Annotated in this window: 9 protein-coding genes; 5 read left to right on the forward strand and 4 right to left on the reverse strand. The window is 61.9% G+C overall.

Annotation, left to right across the window (positions count from 1 at the left end):
• Nucleotides 1-30 precede the first annotated feature (30 nt).
• From FFH90_RS09720 to FFH90_RS09730, 3 genes are all read left to right on the forward strand, one after another.
• Nucleotides 31-654 (forward strand): TetR/AcrR family transcriptional regulator, encoded by a 624-nt coding sequence (locus FFH90_RS09720; RefSeq protein WP_138867054.1) that lies wholly within the window; start codon nt 31-33, stop codon nt 652-654.
• Between the two features lie 94 nt (nt 655-748).
• Complete coding sequence (locus tag FFH90_RS09725) at nt 749-1,543, forward strand: ABC transporter substrate-binding protein (RefSeq protein ID WP_102685632.1); 795 nt, start codon at nt 749-751, stop codon at nt 1,541-1,543.
• Between the two features lie 99 nt (nt 1,544-1,642).
• Nucleotides 1,643-2,656 (forward strand): GNAT family N-acetyltransferase, encoded by a 1,014-nt coding sequence (locus FFH90_RS09730; protein WP_138867055.1) that lies wholly within the window; start codon nt 1,643-1,645, stop codon nt 2,654-2,656.
• Between the two features lie 93 nt (nt 2,657-2,749).
• On the opposite strand, the gene FFH90_RS09735 is transcribed toward FFH90_RS09730, so the two are convergent.
• On the reverse strand, nt 2,750-3,298 hold the full coding sequence (locus FFH90_RS09735) for an RNA polymerase factor sigma-70 (RefSeq protein ID WP_007894994.1): 549 nt from the start codon (nt 3,296-3,298) through the stop codon (nt 2,750-2,752).
• A 380-nt stretch (nt 3,299-3,678) separates the two neighbouring features.
• Between FFH90_RS09735 and FFH90_RS09740 the strand changes: the two genes are divergently transcribed.
• Nucleotides 3,679-16,662 carry a non-ribosomal peptide synthetase gene (locus tag FFH90_RS09740; protein ID WP_138867056.1) on the forward strand — a complete coding sequence of 4,328 codons (12,984 nt, stop codon included), beginning with the start codon at nt 3,679-3,681 and terminating at the stop codon, nt 16,660-16,662.
• Between the two features lie 81 nt (nt 16,663-16,743).
• Nucleotides 16,744-17,568 (forward strand): alpha/beta fold hydrolase, encoded by an 825-nt coding sequence (locus tag FFH90_RS09745; protein WP_138867057.1) that lies wholly within the window; start codon nt 16,744-16,746, stop codon nt 17,566-17,568.
• A 67-nt stretch (nt 17,569-17,635) separates the two neighbouring features.
• On the opposite strand, the gene dsbG is transcribed toward FFH90_RS09745, so the two are convergent.
• Genes dsbG through dsbD form a run of 3 tightly spaced genes read right to left on the reverse strand, consistent with a single transcriptional unit; the run spans nt 17,636 to nt 20,978 of the window.
• Entirely contained in the window at nt 17,636-18,403 is a 768-nt protein-coding gene (gene dsbG / locus FFH90_RS09750; protein WP_018929978.1) for a thiol:disulfide interchange protein DsbG, read from the reverse strand.
• Nucleotides 18,379-19,245 carry a TlpA disulfide reductase family protein gene (locus FFH90_RS09755; protein WP_138867058.1) on the reverse strand — a complete coding sequence of 289 codons (867 nt, stop codon included), beginning with the start codon at nt 19,243-19,245 and terminating at the stop codon, nt 18,379-18,381. The genes dsbG and FFH90_RS09755 overlap by 25 nt, the downstream gene beginning before the upstream one ends.
• Nucleotides 19,245-20,978 carry a protein-disulfide reductase DsbD gene (dsbD, locus tag FFH90_RS09760; protein WP_138867059.1) on the reverse strand — a complete coding sequence of 578 codons (1,734 nt, stop codon included), beginning with the start codon at nt 20,976-20,978 and terminating at the stop codon, nt 19,245-19,247. Before dsbD ends, FFH90_RS09755 begins: the two co-directional genes overlap by 1 nt.
• Nucleotides 20,979-21,056 lie beyond the last annotated feature (78 nt).

Consider the following 21,056-nt stretch of genomic DNA (forward strand, 5'->3'; position numbering starts at 1 on the left):
ATTTGATTGATCGACTGTAGGAGAGAACGGGTGGACGAGCAAAAAGCCCTGAGGGTGATGCGCGAATTGGTCGACAGCGGCCAATTGACCGACCCCGACAGCGCCCGCGGCAAACTGCTGCAAGTGGCCGCTCACCTGTTTCGCAACAAAGGTTATGAACGCACCACCGTGCGCGACCTGGCCGGTGCGGTGGGCATTCAGTCAGGCAGTATTTTTCATCACTTCAAGAGCAAGGACGAGATCCTGCGGGCAGTGATGGAGGAGACCATCCGCTACAACACCGCGTTGATGCGTGCAGCGCTGGCCGAGGCCGGCAGTGTGCGTGAGCGGGTGCTGGCGCTGATTCGCTGCGAATTGCAGTCGATCATGGGCGGCAGTGGCGAGGCCATGGCGGTGCTGGTGTATGAGTGGCGTTCGCTGTCTGAGGAAGGCCAGGCGCAGGTTCTGGCGCTGCGCGATATTTATGAAGCCATCTGGCTGCAGGTGCTGGGAGAAGCCAAGGACGCCGGTTTTATCCGGGGCGACGTGTTCATCACCCGCCGCTTCCTGACGGGCGCGCTCTCCTGGACCACCACCTGGTTTCGCGCCGATGGCAGTATGAACCTCGATCAATTGGCCGATGAAGCGCTGATTTTGGTGCTTGAAGAACGGTAAGAGCCGTCTATCTCGGCAAGAAACTGGCTAAGTTGACGAAACCGCCTAGTTTGTATGCATTGGTGAGTATTTTTTTGGGGAGTGTGCTGTTTTGATGTCTTCATCAATTCGAATGGCGTCGCGGCTTTTGCTGGCGGCGCTTGTAGTGTGCTGGGTGTTGCCATCTCAGGCCGCGCAACAGGTGCGGGTCGGGGCCGCCCATTTTCCACCCTATACCGTGCGCCCGGAGTCCGGTGCCGACACCGGTCTGCTGCCGCAACTGGTGGAAGCGTTGAATCAGTTGCAAACCGATTATCAGTTTGTGCTGGTGCCCACCTCGATTCCCCGGCGTTTCAATGACTTCAAGGAAGGCCGGGTCGATATGGCCATTTTCGAGAACCCGGAGTGGGGCTGGAAGGACATACCGCATACCGATGTCGACATGGGCCTGGAAGATGCAGAAATCTTTGTCGCGCAGAAGCAACCCGGTCGCGATGAGAACTACTTCAAGGATCTGGCGAGCAAGCGCCTGGCGCTGTACAGCGGCTATCACTACGAGTTTGCCAATTTCAACGCCGATCCCAAGTACCTGGCCGACACCTACAACGCCACGCTGACCTATTCCCACGACAGCAACCTGCTGATGGTGCTGCGCGGGCGAGCGGACATTGCCCTGGTGACACGCTCTTATCTGAGCGATTACCTGCTGCGCAACGAAAAAGTCGGCGAGCAGTTGCTGGTGTCGCAACGCATCGATCAGGTCTATCACCATTACGCGCTGATTCGTCCAGAGGCGCCGATTACGGGGGAAGCATTCGGCAAGTTGCTGCAAGGCCTGCGAAACAACGGCCAGATGCTGAAGATTTTCGATCCCTACAAAATTGCCCTGGTGCCGGTGGGCAAGCACTGAATCGCGCCATGGGGCGCGTATTTGGCGACGGCGCTTAAATTTTCTGCCCCGGCTCACGTCACATCGTTGAACTGTCGACGATTACCGTGAGCCCGACCCATGTCCAATCTGAATGACCTGACCGCCCTGGCCTTGCCGTCAGGCAACCGTCTTGTAGCCGATGAAACCGCAAGTCGCCTGAGCCTCAGTCTGGAAGGGCAGCCGCTGATCGAACTGCGGCTGACCCGTGAGCCCGAGTTGCATCTGTGGCTGGAGGAGTGCTTTGGCCGTCCTGACGGTCAAGCATTCTGGGCGGCCTGTTATTGGCTGTTTGCCCGTGATGCGCAGTGTCAGCGTCTGACCTGGCACCTCGATCAAGTGCCCACCGAAGCCTTGCTCAGCGGGTTGCTGATCGCGACCGACGTCAACGGTCAATATCGCTGTGAACGCACACTGTTCTGGCAATTGCCTCAGCCTTGGCTGGGTGAGTCGTTGACCGGTAGCTATCCACAGCAGATGGTCATCAGTGACGGCAAGCGCCATCCCCTGCGTGCGGTGAAACCCCGTGGTGAGGTCTATCGGCGTTTTGATGCGCGGCTCGGTGCATGGGTTTCCCTGCGTACGCTGGAAATCGAGCAGGATCTGGCGCGTTTCAACCGCTGGCAGAACAGCCCGCGGGTCGCGAGTTTCTGGCAGGAGGAGGGCAGCCTCGAGAAGCATCGGGAATACCTCGGCAAACTCGAAGCCGACCCGCACACCTTGACCCTGATCGGTTGCTTCGATGATCAGCCGTTTGCCTACTTTGAAGCCTACTGGGCCAAGGAAGATCGCATTGCGCCGTTCTATGACGCCGGCGATTACGACCGTGGCATTCACATGCTGGTGGGTGAGGAAAATCACCGTGGCCCGCACAAGGTGGCGAGTTGGTTGTCGGCGCTGGTGCACTACCTGTTTCTCGATGATCCGCGCACTCAACGGGTGGTCGCCGAACCTCGCGCCGACAACGCGAAGATGATCGGGCATCTGCATAATCAGTGTTTTCACTGCGAGAAAGAGTTCGACTTCCCGCACAAGCGCGCGGCGTTGATGATGCTGGGGCGTGAGCGGTTTTTTGATCGGTGTTCGTTGGCTTGAGTCAGTCTTCGCGGGCAAGTCGGATCGCCGCACCGCTCGCTCCTACAGTGACAGGCAATATTCCCTGTGGAGCGAGGTTTGCCCGCGAAGCGTTTAACGACGGGCGAAGGTATCGGCACGATTGCCCGACACCTTGCGGCAATGCACCAGCGCATCACGAATCATGAAGTTCACCAGGGTCGGCGAGACGCCCAGTTCCTTGGCGATGTCTTTTTGCGGCACGCCATGCAGGCGGTACATCTCGAAGGCGTAACGGGTGCGGCTGGGCAACTCCGTCAGTGCATCGGCAATGTTTTCCAGGGTCGAGAAATTCATGTGCGAGGTTTCCGGCGAAGCGCCCTGGATCACCACGTTCAGGCCTTCTTCTTCCGGGCCCGAATACTTCTGCTCCAGCGCCTGCTTGCGGTAGTGATCGATCGCCAGGTTGCGCACGATCTGGAACAGGTAACTGAGCTGCGCCTTGATGGACGAGGTGATCTGCGGCGCCGATTGCAACCGGAAGAACGCATCCTGCACCACGTCTTCGGCGCGGGATCGGCAGCCGGTAATGCGGGCGGCAATCTTGACCAGAATCAGTCGGTTGTCGACGAAGGCCTGAAGTAGCGGTGAATCGCACCTGCTTGTGGATACTTGTTCCGTCATTGGAAATCACCTTGCTGCAAATAGGGTCGTGGGACGACAAGGGGGTCGGAGCCGTCCTACATATCGAGCGACAAATTATGTTGAATGATAATGATTGTCAATTGAGAAAGAGAATTAATGCTCCGTTGCGGTGCGGACCGAGAACGGCGACACGCTGACTCACCCACCGGCCACAAGCCTGCCGGCGCTCAAGCCCGGCGACTAATTATTCCAAGACCTCATCCGTTCTCATTGGTGAATGGCTGCGGGCGCAAACCCCGGCCAAAACAGCATTCCCAAGCCTTGCGCGGTCGGCGAAGACCGCGTCCTGCATGCCCGAGAACGGGCGTGAAATATGAAAACCGATTCCACTTGCAAGCCGAATTCAGGCAGGAAACCTCATGACCGACGCGTTCGAACTCCCCAGCACACTGGTCCAAGCCCTCCAGCGCCGCGCGGCCTTGACGCCGGACCGGGTGGCCTTGCGTTTTCTCGCCGAAACCCAGGATCAGGCTGTGGTGCTCAGTTATCGTGAGCTGGACCAACGGGCGCGAACCATTGCCGGCGCGTTGCAGGCCCAGGCGTCGTTCGGTGATCGCGCGGTGCTGCTGTTTCCCAGCGGTCCGGATTACGTCGCGGCGTTCTTTGGTTGCCTGTACGCCGGGGTGATCGCGGTGCCGGCCTATCCGCCGGAATCGACCCGTCGTCATCATCAGGAACGCCTGCTGTCGATCATCAGCGATGCCGAGCCGCGCCTGCTGTTGACCAGCGCCGACCTGCGCGACGCCTTGTTGCAAATCAACGGGGCGCCGCCGCTGCTATGTGTCGACACCCTCGACAACGCCGTGGCTGAACGCTGGGTTGCACCGGACCTGCAAGGCGAGCACATCGCTTTCCTGCAATACACCTCCGGCTCCACTGCTTTGCCTAAAGGTGTGCAAGTCAGCCACGGCAACCTGGTGGCCAACGAACGATTGATTCGTCACGGCTTTGGCATTGACCTCAATCCTGATGACGTGATCGTCAGCTGGCTGCCGCTGTACCACGACATGGGCCTGATCGGTGGCCTGCTGCAGCCGATTTTCAGTGGTGTGCCGTGCGTGTTGATGTCGCCGGCGTACTTCCTCGGTCGCCCGTTGCGCTGGCTGGAAGCGATCAGCGAGTACGGCGGCACCATCAGTGGCGGGCCGGACTTCGCCTATCGACTGTGCAGCGAGCGCGTCAGCGAATCGGCTCTGGAGCGCATTGATTTGAGCGGCTGGCGCGTGGCGTATTCCGGTTCCGAACCGATTCGCCTCGACACCCTGGAACGCTTCGCCGAGAAGTTCTCGGCCTGTGGTTTTACGTCGGACAGCTTCATGGCTTCTTACGGCCTCGCGGAAGCGACACTGTTCGTTGCCGGCACTCCGCGCGGTCAGGGCATTCCGGCGTTGCGCGTGGATGATCAGGCCTTGGCGCAAAACCGCGCCGAACCGGGCGACGGCAGTCCGGTCATGAGTTGCGGCATCAGCCAGCCGGATCACGCGGTGCTGATTGTCGATTCGGTATCGCTCGAAGAACTCGCCGACAACGCGGTCGGTGAAGTCTGGGCCGCCGGGCCGAGCATCGCCCATGGCTACTGGCGCAACCCTGAAGCCACGGCCAAGACCTTCGTCCAGCACGCGGGCCGCACCTGGCTGCGCACCGGCGACCTGGGCTTTTTGCGTGACGGTGAACTGTTCATCACCGGGCGCCTGAAAGACATGCTGATCGTTCGTGGTCACAACCTCTATCCGCAGGACATCGAGCAGACCATCGAGCGCGAAGTGGAGGTGGTGCGCAAGGGGCGTGTGGCCGCGTTCGCGGTCAATCTCGAGGGACAGGAAGGTATCGGCGTCGCCGCGGAAATCAGCCGCAGCGTGCAGAAAATCCTGTCGCCCGAGGCGCTGATCACAGCCATCCGCCAAGCGGTGGCCGAGGCGTATCAGGAGGCACCGAGCGTGGTGGTGCTGCTCAATCCGGGGGCACTGCCCAAGACCTCCAGCGGCAAGTTGCAACGTTCGGCCTGCCGCAATCGCCTGGCCGATGGCAGCCTCGACAGCTATGCGGTTTTCCCGTCGGCAGCGAACGAAAGTGAAGGCAGCAGCGAGTCGAGTTCAGAACTGCAAACCCTGATCGGCCAGATCTGGTGCGAGCAATTGCAGGTCAAGCAAGTCAACGCCGACGATCACTTCTTCCTGCTCGGCGGTAACTCCATCGCCGCCACTCAAGTGGTTGCTCGCCTGCGTGAAGCGTTGGGGATGGAGCTGAATCTGCGTCTGTTATTCGAAGCGCCGACCCTCGGCGCGTTCGCCGCCGCAGTCGCCCGGCAACAACAGGATGGCGGCCTCGCCCAAGGCGCGATCACTCAGCTGTCGCGTAACGAAGCCATGCCGCAATCCCTGGCGCAAAACCGTTTGTGGATCACCTGGCAACTCGACCCGCAGAGCAGCGCCTACAACATTCCCGGCGCCTTGCGCCTGCGCGGCGAACTGGACGAAGACGCCTTGCGCGCCAGTTTCCAGCAACTGATCGAACGTCACGAATCCCTGCGCACACGTTTTTTCGAGCGCGACGGTGTGGCCCTGCAACGGGTCGATGCTGCCGCTGAATTCAATCTTCAAGTGATCGACATCAGCGACGTGCCGGCCGCTGAGCGTGAAGCCCGCGCGCAACAAATCCGCGAGGACGAAGCGCGCACCCAGTTCGATCTGGAGAACGGCCCGCTGCTGTGGGTGACCCTGGTGCGCCTCGATGATGAAGACCATCAACTGCTGGTGACGATGCACCACATCATCGCTGACGGCTGGTCACTGAACGTGCTGATCGAGGAGTTCTCGCGCCTGTATGCGGCGGCCTCTCAAGGCCAGGCCGCCAGCCTCCCGGCCTTGCCGACCCAATACGCCGACTACGGCAGTTGGCAGCGCCAGTGGCTGGCGCAAGGGGAGGGCGAACGGCAACTCGCTTACTGGAAAGAGCAGTTGGGTGATGAGCATCCGACCCTGAGCCTGGCCACCGACCACCCACGTTCGGCACAACACACCCACAGCGCCGCCCGCCACACCCTGCGGTTGGACGCGAGCCTGAGCAACGCGATTCGCCAGACCGCCCAGGCCCATGAGTCGACGCCGTTCATGCTGTTGCTCGCGGCATTCCAGAGCCTGCTGCATCGCTACAGTGGTCAGCGTGACATCCGCATCGGCGTGCCGAATGCCAACCGTCCACGCCTGGAAACCCAAGGGCTGATCGGCTTCTTCATCAACACCCAAGTGTTGCGTGCCGAAGTGGACTCGCGACTGCCATTCGTGGAGTTGCTGGCGCAAACCCGGCAAGCCTCATTGGGGGCGCAAGCGCATCAGGACCTGCCGTTCGAACAACTGCTCGAAGCTTTCCCGCAGGCCCGCGAACAAGGCCTGTTCCAGGTCATGTTCAACCATCAGCAACGGGATCTCGGCGCTCTGCGTCGTCTGCCGGGGCTGCTCGCCGAAGAGCTGCCGTGGCACAGCCGCGAAGCCAAGTTCGACCTGCAACTGCACAGCGAAGAAGACCGCAACGGACGCTTGAGCCTGTCGTTCGACTACGCCAGCGAACTGTTTGACGCGCCGACCATCGAGCGTCTGGCCGAGCACTTCAGCAACATGCTGCGAGCCATCTGTGAACGCCCGCAACAAGCGATCGGTGACCTGCAACTACTGACTACCGCCGAACACACTCAGCAAAATGACTGGAGCGTTGCCCCATGCAGTCCGGCGCAGCAGTGGTTGCCGGAACTGCTCAACGAACAAGTACACCAGACCCCGGAGCGCACCGCGTTGCTGTGGGACGGCGGCAGCCTGGACTTCGCCGAACTGCATACTCAGGCCAACCGCCTGGCGCATTACCTGCGCGACAAAGGCGTCGGCCCGGACGTGTGCGTGGCGATCGCCGCCGAACGTTCGCCGCAGTTGCTGATCGGTTTGCTGGCGATCATCAAGGCCGGCGGCGCTTATGTGCCGCTGGACCCAGATTACCCTGCCGAGCGCCTGGCCTACATGCTCCGCGACAGTGGCGTCGAGTTGTTGCTGACCCAAACCGAATTGCTCGACCGCTTGCCGGCCACTGATGGCGTCTGCCTGATTGCCATGGACGCCCTGCACCTGGAGAACTGGCCAAGCCATGCACCGGGTTTGCACCTGCACGGCGACAACCTGGCCTACGTGATTTATACCTCGGGTTCCACCGGCCAGCCCAAGGGTGTCGGCAACACGCACGCAGCGCTCGCTGAACGTCTGCAATGGATGCAGAACACTTATCGCCTGAACGATACCGACGTGCTGATGCAAAAAGCCCCGATCAGTTTTGACGTGTCGGTGTGGGAGTGTTTCTGGCCGCTGATCACCGGGTGCCGCTTGCTGATCGCCGGTTCCGGCGAACACCGCGATCCACACCGCATCGCGCAACTGGTTCAGCAATACGGCGTGACCACGCTGCACTTTGTGCCGCCGCTGCTTTCGCTGTTCATCGACGAACCGCTGACCGCCGAATGCACCAGCCTGCGCCGGGTGTTTTCCGGCGGCGAAGCCTTGCCCGTCGAACTGCGCAACCGCGTGCTGACGCAACTGCCGGCGGTGCAACTGCACAACCGCTACGGCCCCACCGAAACCGCGATCAACGTCACCCACTGGCACTGCACAACCGCCGATGGCGAGCGCTCGCCGATTGGCCGGCCATTGGGCAACGTGCTGTGCCGGGTGCTCGACAGTGACCTCAACCCGGTGCCGGCCGGCGTGCCGGGTGAACTGTGCATCAGCGGTATCGGTTTGGCTCGGGGCTATTTGGGCCGTGCGGGGCTGACTGCTGAGCGTTTCGTGGTCGATCCACTGGGCGAGCAGGGCGCGCGTCTGTACCGCACCGGCGACCGTGCGCGCTGGACCGCTGATGGCGTAATCGAATACCTCGGTCGTCTCGATCAGCAGGTCAAGCTGCGCGGTTTTCGTGTCGAGCCGCAAGAGATCGAAGCGCGGCTGTTGGCACAATCCGGCGTCGCCCAAGCGGTGGTGCTGGTGCACGAAACGGCGGTCGGCGGGCAGTTGATCGGTTACTACAACGCCACTGATTCCACTGAAGACCTCGACACTCAAACCGCACGCCTGAAAGCCGTGCTGGCCGCCGAGTTGCCGGAATACATGGTCCCGGCGCAGCTGATGCGTCTGGACCAAATGCCCCTGAGCCCGAGCGGCAAACTCGATCGCCGCGCCTTGCCGGAACCTCAGTGGCACGTCCGCGAGCACGTTGAACCGGTCACGGCGCTTGAGCAACAAATCGCCGGCATCTGGCGCGAAGTGCTGGGCCAGACGCAGATCGGTCTGCGCGACGACTTCTTCGCCCTTGGCGGCCACTCGCTGCTGGCCACGCAAATCATCTCCCGTACCCGTCAGGCCTGCGACGTCGAGTTGCCGTTGCGAGCGCTGTTCGAGGCCAGTGAGCTGGGCGCGTTTGCCGAGCAAGTTCGCTTGATCCAGGCCAGCGGCAAAACCAACCGGCAGCCGCCGATCGAGAAGGTCGACCGCCGCCAACCGGTGCCCTTGTCCTATTCCCAGCAACGCATGTGGTTCTTGTGGCAGATGGAACCGGACAGCCCGGCCTACAACGTCGGCGGCATGGCGCGGTTGCGCGGCGTGCTGGATGTCGGGCGTTTCGAAGCGGCGCTGCAAGCGCTGATCATGCGTCATGAAACCCTGCGCACGACGTTCCCGAGCGTCGACGGCGTGGCCCGGCAACAGGTGCATCCGGACACCGGTATGCGCATGGACTGGAAGGATTTCTCCGCACTGGCGGCCGATACCCGTGAGCAGCGAGTCCAGCAACTGGCCGACAGCGAGGCGCACACGCCTTTCGATCTGGAAACCGGACCGTTGCTGCGCGCCTGCCTGGTCAAGACCGCCGAGCAGGAACATTACCTGGTGCTGACCCTGCACCACATCGTCACCGAAGGCTGGGCGATGGACATCTTCGCCCGGGAACTCAGCGCGCTCTACGAAGCCTTCGTCGATGACCGCGAATCGCCACTGCAACCCTTGCCGGTGCAGTACCTGGATTACAGCGTGTGGCAGCGTCAGTGGCTGGAATCCGGCGAACGTCAGCGCCAGCTCGATTACTGGACCGCGCAACTGGGCCGCGAACATCCGCTGCTGGAATTGCCCGCCGATCGTCCGCGTCCGCCGGTGCAAAGTCATCAGGGCGAACTGTTTCGCTTCGACCTCAGCGATGACCTCGCGGCGCGGGTTCGTACCTTCAACGCAGACAACGGCCTGACCCTGTTCATGACCATGACCGCCGCCCTGGCCGTGCTGCTTTACCGCTACAGCGGCCAGACCGACCTGCGCATTGGTGCGCCGGTGGCCAACCGCATCCGCCCGGAAAGCGAAGGGCTGATCGGCGCGTTCCTCAACACCCAAGTGCTGCGTTGCCAGCTCGACGGGCAGATGTCCGTGGGTGAGTTGTTCGAGCAGGTTCGCCACACGGTGATCGAAGGCCAGTCCCATCAGGACCTGCCGTTCGATCACTTGGTCGAAGCCTTGCAGCCACCGCGCAGCGCCGCTTACAACCCTCTGTTCCAGGTGATGTGCAACGTGCAGCGCTGGGAATTCCAGCAGCGCCGCACCCTGGCCGGGATGACCGTCGAGTACCTGGCCAACGATGCGCGAGCGACCAAGTTCGACCTCAACCTGGAAGTCACCGACCTCGACCATCGCCTCGGTTGCTGCCTGACTTACAGCACCGATCTGTTCGATGAGCCGCGCATTGCGCGCATGGCCGGGCACTGGTGCAATCTGCTGGAAGCGTTGCTGGCCGATCCGCAACAGCGCTTGAGTGAGCTGCCATTGCTCGACGCCACTGAACAGCAAAACCTGCTCGACAACCTCGGCATCGAGCCGGGTGAGCATCGCCTCGATCAATACATCCATCAGCTGTTCGCTGAGCAGGCGCTGGTGCGCATGGGCGCACCGGCGCTGACGTTCGCCGGGCAAACCCTGAGCTACGCCGAGCTCGACAGCCGCGCCAATCGTCTGGCCTGGATGCTCCGTGAGCGCGGTGTCGGGCCGCACGTGCGGGTCGGCTTGGCGTTGGAACGTTCGCTGGAGATGGTCATCGGCTTGCTGGCAATCCTCAAGGCGGGCGGCGCCTATGTGCCGCTGGACCCGGAATACCCGCTGGATCGCCTGCACTACATGATCGAAGACAGTGGCATCGGTTTGTTGCTCAGCGATGCGGCGATGTTCGCGGCACTCGGTGAATTGCCGGCCAGCGTCGGTCGTTGGTGCCTGGAAGACGATGCCGCGGACCTGGCCAATTACCCGGCCAGCGAGCTGCCGTTTATCAGTATGCCGCAGCATCAGGCGTACCTGATTTACACCTCGGGCTCCACCGGAAAACCGAAAGGCGTAGTGGTGTCCCACGGTGAAATCGCCATGCATTGCCGCGCGGTGATCGAGCGTTTCGGCATGCGCCCCGATGATTGCGAGTTGCACTTCTATTCGATCAACTTCGATGCCGCGACCGAGCGTCTGCTGGTGCCGCTATTGAGTGGTGCGCAGGTGGTCCTTCGCGCTCAAGGCCAGTGGGATGCGCAGGAAATCTGCGGGCTGATTCGTCGCCATAACATCAACATCCTCGGCTTCACCCCAAGCTACGGCAGCCAGTTGGCGCAATGGCTGGCGACCCAGGGTGAAACCCTGCCGGTGCGCATGTGCATCACCGGTGGCGAAGCCCTGACTGGCGAACACTTGCAGCGGATTCGCGCGGCGTTCAAACCGAGCCTGTTTTTCAACGCGTATGGCCCGACCGAAACCGTGGTCATGCCGCTCGCCAGTCTGGCACCGGAGCAACTGGAAGAAGGGCTGGGCAGCGTGCCGATCGGCAGCGTGATCGGCGCGCGGGTGGCGTACGTTCTCGACGCCGACCTGGCGTTGCTGCCACAAGGCGCGACCGGCGAGTTGTATGTCGGCGGCGCCGGTCTGGCGCAGGGTTATCACCAACGTCCGGGGATGACCGCCGAACGCTTTGTCGCTGATCCTTTTGCCGCGAACGGCGGACGCTTGTACCGCACCGGCGACCTTGTCCGTCAGCGCGCCGATGGCCTGGTCGAGTACCTCGGCCGTATCGACCATCAAGTGAAGATCCGTGGTTTCCGCATCGAACTGGGCGAGATCGAAACCCGTCTGCTGGAACATGAGTCGATCCGTGAAGCGGTCGTGCTGGCGCTCGATGCGCCGAGCGGCAAGCAACTGGTGGGCTATCTGGTTACAAACGTGGCCGAGCAGGATGAAGCGCAACAAACTGCACTGCGCGAAGCGTTGAAGGCGCACCTCAAATCTCAGTTGCCGGATTACATGGTGCCGACGCACTTGATCCTGCTGGCCAGCATGCCGCTGACCGCCAACGGCAAACTCGACCGTCGCGCACTGCCGGCACCGGACCCGGAGTTGAATCGTCAGCAATACGTGGCGCCGAGCAACGAACTTGAGATGATCCTGGCCGGCATCTGGTGTGAAGTGCTTAACGTTCAACAGGTCGGCCTCAACGACAACTTCTTCGAACTGGGCGGCGATTCGATCCTGTCGATCCAGGTGGTCAGCCGGGCGCGGCAGCAGGGTATCCACTTCAGCCCGCGCGACCTGTTCCAGCACCAGACAGTGCAGACGTTGGCTGCGGTGGCGACTCGTACCGAGCAGGTCACCGCCGAACAAGGTTTGCTCACGGGTGAATCGCGTCTGACGCCAATTCAGCACTGGTTCTTCGACACCGAAATCCCGCAGCGTCAACACTGGAACCAGGCGTTGCTGCTGGAACCGACCGTGGTGCTGGAGCCGCATCGCCTGGAGCAAGCGCTGTTGGCGGTGATCGAGCAGCACGACGCCTTGCGCCTGCGTTTCACTGAGGTCGCCGGCCGTTGGCAAGCCGAGCATCAGGCGGTTTCCGATGCCGCTGTGCTGTGGCAGGTACACGTGCCGACCCTGGACGCGTGCGCCGCGCTGTTCGCCGATGCCCAGCGCAGCCTCGACCTTGAGCAAGGGCCGCTGATGCGGGCGCTGTTGGTCGACGATCCCGAGGGGCAACAACGGTTGTTCATTGCCGTTCACCACTTGGTGGTGGACGGGGTGTCGTGGCGGGTGCTGCTGGACGATCTGCAAACGGTTTATCGTCAACTGGACGCAGAGCAGTCAGTAAAACTGCCAGCGAAAACCAGTGCCTTCAGGGACTGGGCCGCACGGTTGCAGGCTTATGCCGGCAGCGAATCCTTGCGGGAAGAATTGAGCTGGTGGCAGGCGCAACTGGCCGGCCCAAGCGCTGAATTGCCGTGTGATCGGCCTCGGGGCGGGCAGCAGAATCGTCACGCACAAACCGTCAGCGTGCGCCTCGACAGCGAGCGCACCCGGCAACTGTTGCAACAGGCGCCGGCGGCCTATCGCACCCAAGTCAACGATTTACTGCTGACTGCGTTGGCCCGTGTGTTGTGCCGCTGGAGCGGTCATGGGTCGGCGTTGATTCAACTCGAAGGCCACGGCCGCGAAACCCTGTTCGACGAGATCGACCTGACCCGCACCGTCGGCTGGTTCACCAGTGCTTATCCACTGCGCCTCACGCCGGTGAGTGAACAGGGTGCGTCGATCAAGGCGATCAAGGAGCAACTGCGCGGGGTGCCGCATAAAGGCCTGGGGTATGGCGTGCTGCGTTACCTGGCCGATGGCCTGTGTCGGCAGACCATGGCCGCGCTGCCGGTGGCGCCGATCACCTTCAACTACCTCGGCCAGTTCGACCAGAGCTTCGGCAGCGATGCGCTGTTCCGTCCGCTCGATGAGCCGGTGGGTGCGGCCCATGATTCGCATGCGCCGCTGCCCAACGAACTGAGCATCGACAGTCAGGTGTACGGTGGTGAACTGGTGTTGCGCTGGACCTTCAGCGCCGAGCGCCACGACCGGCAAACCATCGCCGACCTGGCGCAGGCGTATCTGGATGAATTGCACAGCCTGATCCAGCACTGCCTGAGCGACAACGCGGGCGGCCTGACACCGTCGGACTTCCCGTTGGCCGGACTGACTCAGCCGCAACTCGACGCACTGCCAGTCCCGGCGGCGATGATCGAAGACGTCTACCCGCTGACCCCGATGCAGGAAGGCATGCTGCTGCACACCTTGCTCGAACCGGGCACCGGCCTCTATTACATGCAGGACCGCTACCGCATCAACAGCGAGCTCGACCCCGAGCGCTTCGCCCACGCCTGGCAAGCGGTGATCGCCCGTCACGAAGCCCTGCGCGCGTCGTTCTGCTGGAACGTCGGCGAAGACATGCTGCAAGTGATCCATAAGCCGGGCAGCACGCCGATCGAGTATCTGGACTGGAGCGCGGTTGCCGAAACCGAGCAAGAACCGAAGCTGCAGGCGCTGCTGAAAAGCGAGCGCGAGACCGGGTTCGATCTGCTCAATCAGGCGCCGTTCCACCTGCGCTTGATCCGCGTGGGCGCGGCGCGCTACTGGTTCATGATGAGCAACCACCACATCCTCATCGATGCCTGGTGCCGTTCGCTGCTGATGAACGACTTCTTCGAAATCTACACCGCCCTCGGCGAAGGCCGGCAAGCGCAACTGGCCGTGCCGCCGCGTTATCGCGATTACATCGGCTGGCTGCAACGCCAGAGTCTGGCCGAGGCGCGGCAGTGGTGGCGGCAGAACCTGCAAGGTTTCGAGCGCACCACGCCGATTCCGAGCGACCGGCCGTTCCTGCGTGAACATGCCGGCGACAGCGGCGGCATGATCGTCGGCGACCGTTACACAAGGCTTGATCCCCGGGATGGCGCACAATTGCGCGAACTGGCCCAGGCCCATCAGTTGACCGTCAACACCTTCGCCCAGGCGGCGTGGGCGCTGGTGCTGCGTCGCTTGAGCGGCGATCGCGACGTGTTGTTCGGCGTCACGGTGGCCGGGCGTCCGGTGGAGATGCCAGAGATGCAGCGCACCGTCGGGCTGTTCATCAACAGCATCGCCCTGCGGGTGAAAATGCCCGAGGACGATCAGCGCTGCAGCGTTCGTCAGTGGCTCAGCGGTTTGCTCGACAGCAACATGCAACTGCGCGAATACGAGTACCTGCCGTTGGTGAGCATCCAGGAAAACAGCGAGTTGCCGAAAGGCCAGCCGCTGTTCGACAGCCTGTTCGTGTTCGAAAACGCCCCGGTGGAAGTCTCGGTGCTGGACCGTGCGCAAAGCCTCAATGCCACTTCGGATTCGGGCCGCACCCACACCAACTTCCCGTTGACGGCGGTCTGCTATCCGGGGGATGACCTGGGCTTGCACTTGTCCTACGACCAGCGTTATTTCGACGAATCCACCGTCGAGCGCATGCTCGGTGAGTTCAAGCGCCTGTTGCTGGCGCTGGTCGAGGGCTTCCACGGTGACATGGCCGATTTGCCGCTGCTGGGCGTCGAGGAGCAGGACTTCCTGATCCATGGCTGCAACCAGAGCGAACACGACTATCCGCTGGAGCAGAGCTATGTCTCATTGTTCGAAGCGCAGGTTGCCCGGCATCCGCAGCGGATTGCCGCCAGTTATCTCGATCAGCAACACAGCTATGTTGAGTTGAACCAGCGCAGCAACCGTCTCGGCCATGCCTTGATCGCTGCAGGCGTCAGCCTCGATCAACCGGTGGCGCTGCTCGCCGAGCGTAATCTCGATCTGCTGGGCATGATTATCGGCAGCTTCAAGGCCGGTGCCGGTTACCTGCCGCTGGACCCGGGCCTGCCGAGTCAGCGCCTGAGCCGGATCATTGACCTGAGCCGCACGCCGTTGCTGGTCTGCACCCAGGCGTGCCGTGAACATGCCGTCGCGCTGCTGGAGGAATTCGGATGTGCCAACCGGCCTCGATTGCTGGTCTGGGAAGACGTGCAGGCGAGCGACGTTTCGGTGGCCAATCCGGGTGTCTACAGTGGCCCGGACAACCTCGCCTACGTGATCTACACCTCGGGCTCCACAGGCCTGCCGAAGGGGGTGATGGTCGAGCAGCGCGGCATGCTCAATAACCAGTTGAGCAAGGTGCCGTACCTGAAGCTGAGCGACGCCGATGTGATCGCCCAGACCGCTTCGCAAAGCTTCGATATTTCGGTCTGGCAGTTCCTCGCGGCGCTGTTGTTCGGTGCTCGGGTGGACATCGTGCCGAACAGCATCGCCCATGATCCGCAAGGCTTGCTGGCCCACGTCCAGAGCCAGGGCATTAGCGTGCTGGAAAGCGTGCCGTCGCTGATTCAGGGCATGCTCGCCCAGGACTGCATGAGCCTCGATGGCCTGCGCTGGATGTTGCCGACCGGTGAAGCGATGCCGCCGGAACTGGCGCATCAATGGTTGCTGCGTTACCCGCAGATGGGGCTGGTGAACGCTTATGGCCCGGCGGAATGCTCGGACGATGTGGCGTTCTTCCGGGTCGACCTGGCTTCGACCCGTGGCAGCTATTTGCCGATCGGTACGCCGACCGACAACAACCGTTTGTACCTGCTCGATGGCGCGCTGGAGCTGGTGCCGTTGGGGGCGGTGGGTGAGTTGTGTGTGGCCGGCACCGGGGTCGGGCGCGGTTATGTGAGCGATCCGTTGCGCACCGCGCAGGTGTTTGTGCCGAACCCGTTCGGTGCGTCAGGGGATCGGCTGTATCGCACCGGCGACCTGGCCCGTCGGCGCAGTGATGGCGTGCTGGAATACGTCGGGCGTATCGATCATCAAGTGAAGATTCGCGGGTACCGTATCGAGCTGGGTGAAATCGAAGCGCGTCTGCATGAACAGCCGGAAGTCCGCGACGTGGCGGTCGGGGTGCAGGAGGGCGTCAACGGCAAGCATCTGGTCGGCTATCTGGTGGCAGCGGATTCGGCGCTCAATCCGAACGAACGACTGGAGCGGATCAAGCAGCGCCTGCGTGCCGAGTTGCCGGAATACATGGTGCCGCTGCATTGGTTGTGGCTCGACAAGCTGCCGCTCAACGCCAACGGCAAACTCGATCGCAAGGCCTTGCCGGCACTGGAGATCGGCCAGTTGCAGAGCCAGGACTATCAGGCGCCGGGCAATGAGCTGGAGCAGACCTTGGCGGATATCTGGGCCGAAGTGTTGAAGGTCGAGAAGGTTGGCGTGCGTGACAACTTCTTCGAGCTGGGTGGGCATTCGCTGCTGGCCACGCAAATTGCCTCGCGGGTACAAAAAGCCCTGCAACGCAACGTGCCGCTGCGGGCGATGTTCGAGTGCAGCACGGTGGCGGAATTGGCCGAGTACATCGATGGGTTGGCGGCGAGCGACATTACCGAGGAGAAGGTGGATCGGTTGAATGACCTGATGGCGGAGCTGGAGGGCCTTTAACCCGGGTTGACTGCCGAGCCCACGCGGCTCAGGCTTCCCGTGGCTTTTTAATGGATCCTATCTTCACCAGGGAGACAGTCGATGCCCTTCGTAACGGTTGATGGACAAGCGCTTCACTACATAGATCAAGGTACGGGCCCGGCGGTATTGCTGGCCGGGAGCTACCTGTGGGACCAAGCCATGTGGGCACCGCAGATTGCGGCGCTGTCGCAGTACTATCGGGTCATTGCCCTGGACCTCTGGGGCCATGGCGAGTCCGGGCGGATGCCCGAGGGCATGACGTCGCTGGATGACGTGGCGCGTCAGGCACTGGCATTGCTCGATCATCTGGAAATCGATCGCGTCACGCTGGTCGGTCTTTCGGTCGGTGGCATGTGGGGCGTTCGCCTGGCACTGTCGGCGCCGCAGCGGCTCAACGGGCTGGTGCTGATGGACACCTATGTCGGCGTCGAACCGGAACCGACCCGCCAATACTATTTCTCGCTGTTCAAGCAGATCGAAGACAGCGGTGAGATCTCGCCGCAACTGCTCGACATTATTGTGCCGATCTTCTTCCGCACGGGCATCGATCCTCAGTCGGCGCTGTATCAGGATTTCCGCGCAAAACTGGCTGCGTTGCCAGTCAACCGGCTGCGTGAAAGCATTGTGCCGATGGGACGGATCACGTTTAGTCGTGATGATTTGTTGCCGCGCCTGGCTCAGCTGAACCCTGAAACCACACTGTTGATGTGTGGCGATCAGGACAAACCGCGGCCGCCGTCGGAAACCAGAGAAATGGCTGAGTTGATCGGTTGCCCGTATGTGCTGGTGCCGGAGGCGGGGCATATCTCCAGTCTGGAGAACCCCGAGTTTGTCACTGAGGTGCTGCTCAAGTTTCTGGCCGACAGAAATCCGTGTAGCGCTTGATTAAAAAGATCGCAGCCTTCGGTTTTGCCCACAGGCGCGTAGGGCGAAGGCTGCGATTTTTTGATCTTTATTTGGGCCCGAGAATCTTCAGCAACTTGTCCGGCGACGGCGCGCCTTGCTGTTGTTGCAACTGGCCCTTTTCATCCATGTAGAAAATCGCCGGGGTGGCGGCCAGTTCCAGGTCTTCCATCAACTTCATGTTCGCCGCCAGTTTCGCCTGAACCGCCGGTGGTACGTCCTTCAAGGCCTTGAGCGAGCTGCCCTTGCCGGATTTCTCGTGTTCTTCCAGGGCTTTCTGCGGGTCCTTGGCGGCCAGCAGCGCGGCGGATTTGCCGGGGCTGTCTTCGCGAATGATACCGACCATGATGTGCCGCAGCTGCACCTTGCCGGCCTGGACCCACGGCCGTGCCTGTTCCCAGAACATGTTGCAGTACGGGCAGTTCGGGTCGCTGAACAGGTAGACGACCCGTGGTGCGTCCTTATTGCCGTCACCGATCCAGCTGCTTGCTTCCATCTTGCCCCAGACTTCCTTGGCCATCGGCGCGTAGACCAGTTTCTGCAACGGTGCGCTGCTCAGGTCATTGCCGTCGGCGTCGTACAGATTGCCGAGCAGCACATGTTTGCCGTCCGGGGTCAGGTACAGCGTCATGCCGCGGTTCTGGTACTGCGCCGCGTAACCGCGCAGGCCGTCGGGCGCGTCGAAGGTACCGACGATTTTGGCGCCCTTGGCTTCGATCTTCTTGATCGCTTCAGGCAGTTCTTCGGCCTGTACCGACGGCAGGTGTAGCAGGGCAGCACCCAGGGTCAGTGTCAGCAGGTGGCGGAGGCGGAGCATGGCAATTTCCTTGAAGGCGTGGCCGAGGTGGCCGGGTTCGGGGTGTCGAAGTGTTCCAGGGCGCGGGCCAGGCTGGCTTCCGACAACTCACCCAGGTGACTGCCCAACAGATACCCGTTGGGGCTATAGAACAGCGTAGTCGGCAATGCCATGGAACCCACGGCCTGGCTCAATCGACCGCTGCCATCGAACAGCACGTTGGTCAGGCTCAGGCCTTGGGTTTCGAGGAAAGTGGCAACGCTCTGCATGCTTTCGCTCTGGTTGACGAACAGGAAGGTCAAGTCCGGGCGCTGTTGCTGGGCGTTTTCCAGCACCGGCATTTCCCGGCGGCACGGCGGGCACCAGGTGGCCCAGAGGTTGATGACCAACGGGCCGCCCTGGTAGTCGCTGAGTTGGATGGTCTGGCCGGCGGCATTGCGCAGGGTGATCTGCGGCAGGCGCGTGCCTTGTTCGTAAAGACTCAGGGAGAAACTCGCCAGCAGCCAGAACGCCAGACCGCTGGCCACGCCAAAGCCCAATGGCCGACGCAGGCCCGGTTGACGCCAGCCTCGGTACAACGCAGCCAGCAAGAGCACGACCACCCCCGGCCAGGCGAGAAAACCACCGTCGCGCAGGTCGATGATCTGCCACGGATCGTTGCGATACTGTGCCCAGTAGGCAATCACGAAGCCGACCCGGGCCGCCAACATGCCCAACAGGAACAGGCTGAACAGCACCGATTCCGGGTTCTCGCCGCCACGCTTGGCCACCCGCCAGCCGACAAACGTCGCCAGCGCCAGGGCACTGATCAGCAGCAAGTGGTTAAGCGCGATGGCAAAGGTGCCGAGGGTGAAGGTCAGCATTAACGAGCGTCTCGGGTGGTGGTCCAGCGTTGCAGGAAAGTGCCGGCATCGACCTCGCCGGTGATGCGCTGGCTGCGACGCTCTTCGCCGTCGGTGCCGATCCACAACAGGCTCGGCGGCCCCGGCACTTTATAACGGCCGAGCAGTTCGCGGCTGGCGGCATTGTCGGCGGTGACGTCCAGCCGTAGCAAGCGCACATCGCTCAGCGCATCCAGCACCTGGGGTTTGCCGAAGACCTGTTTTTCCATGACTTTGCACGACACACACCAGTCGGCGTAGTAGTCCAGCAGCACCCATTGGCCCTGGGCCCTGGCCGCATCGAGCTCACGTTGCAGGGCCGCGGGCTCCTTGATCGTCGTGAATGCATCGTGAGCGCTCGGCGAGACAGCGCCGGTGCGACCGGCGCTGTACACCTGCAACGGCTGATACGGATCGTCACTGCCGCCCGCCGCACCGACCACCAGCAGACTGCCCCATAGCCCCAACAGCAGCGAACTGGCACCGAACAGATGGGCAACGCGGCCAAACCCCTGGGACTGCTTCCAGGCGCTATAGGCGGCGATCAGCAGCAAACCGCCACACATACCGAGCCACAGCGATTCATCCAGCACCGGGCGCAGCATCAGCAAAGCCGTGGCGAGAAACAGGAAACCGAACACACCCTTGAGCAGGTTCATCCATGCGCCAGGTTTAGGCAGGAAGCGATTGCCGACGGTGACCAGCAGCAACAGCGGCACACCGATGCCAACGCCCATGGCGAACAGAATCAGCCCGCCGTGCAGCGCATTGCCGCTCTGGGCGATATAGAGCAGGGCGCCGGCCAATGGGGCAGTCATGCACGGTCCCACCAACAGACCGGACAAGGCCCCCAGCACACCGGCACCGATCAGGTTGCCACCGCGCTGGCTGCGTGAAACATGTTCCAGCCGATCCCGTACGGCCACCGGCAATTGCAGTTCAAAAAAACCGAACATCGGCAAGGCCAGCAGCACGAACACCGCCGCAAAGCTGCCCAACAGCCATGGATTCTGCAGCAGAGCTTGAAGGTTCGCGCCGAGCGATGCCGCCAGAACACCCATCGCCGCATACACCAGCGCCATGCTGATCACATAACTGCCGGCGAGGGCAAAACCGCGTTTGGGCGTGGCACCACTGCCAACGATCAACCCCGCCAGAATCGGCAGCATCGGCAACGAGCAAGGGGTGAACGCCAGCAGCAGCCCCAGGCCGAAGAATACCAGCAGGCTCCAACCCAGCGCCCGTTGTTGCAGGCCGCTGGCCAAGGCTTGGTCCGGCGCTTCGCTGGCCGCAGATGCAGTAGCCTTGCCGCCCAGGTCCACGATCTGGGTTTGCGGCGGATAACACAAACCGGCATCGGCACACCCCTGGAAACCCACCTTGATCTGACCGGTGGTTCCCGCCGGAATCTTCAGCTCCAGGCCTTGGCGATAAACCTCTTGTTCGCCGAAGAACTCATCGCTGTGTGCTTCGCCGTCAGGTAATACCGGCTGCTGTTGCGCAGACAAACCTTCGAAATTCAGGCGCTTCTGATAAAGGTAATAACCGTCGGTAATCTGCCAATAGAGCTGTGTTTCACCTGATTCGAGGCGTTCGGAGGTAAAGGCAAAGGCTTTCTCCACCGGCAAGAATTCAGGTTTGGTGTCGAACGGATTTATCCCTGCCTGGGCTACACCCGAGATCAAGAGAACAAAAAATAGAAACAGTCGACGCATGGGTAAGCCTTATCCCTGTGCAAGTTGACTGCACAATGGGTGGCGGCGATTAACCGATGATTAACCGCCGCCGGTACC

The organism is Pseudomonas sp. ATCC 43928, from assembly GCF_005938665.2.
In the GTDB taxonomy this organism is placed as follows: Bacteria; Pseudomonadota; Gammaproteobacteria; order Pseudomonadales; family Pseudomonadaceae; genus Aquipseudomonas.

Bases quoted from the DNA above. Each gene is read 5' to 3' on its own strand.
- FFH90_RS09725 (WP_102685632.1), top strand. From the start codon at position 749: ATGTCTTCATCAATTCGAATGGCGTCGCGGCTTTTGCTGGCGGCGCTT.
- FFH90_RS09755 (WP_138867058.1), bottom strand. From the start codon at position 19,245: ATGCTGACCTTCACCCTCGGCACCTTTGCCATCGCGCTTAACCACTTG.
- FFH90_RS09740 (WP_138867056.1), top strand. From the start codon at position 3,679: ATGACCGACGCGTTCGAACTCCCCAGCACACTGGTCCAAGCCCTCCAG.
- FFH90_RS09730 (WP_138867055.1), top strand. From the start codon at position 1,643: ATGTCCAATCTGAATGACCTGACCGCCCTGGCCTTGCCGTCAGGCAAC.
- dsbG (WP_018929978.1), bottom strand. From the start codon at position 18,403: ATGCTCCGCCTCCGCCACCTGCTGACACTGACCCTGGGTGCTGCCCTG.
- FFH90_RS09735 (WP_007894994.1), bottom strand. From the start codon at position 3,298: ATGACGGAACAAGTATCCACAAGCAGGTGCGATTCACCGCTACTTCAG.
- FFH90_RS09745 (WP_138867057.1), top strand. From the start codon at position 16,744: ATGCCCTTCGTAACGGTTGATGGACAAGCGCTTCACTACATAGATCAA.
- dsbD (WP_138867059.1), bottom strand. From the start codon at position 20,978: ATGCGTCGACTGTTTCTATTTTTTGTTCTCTTGATCTCGGGTGTAGCC.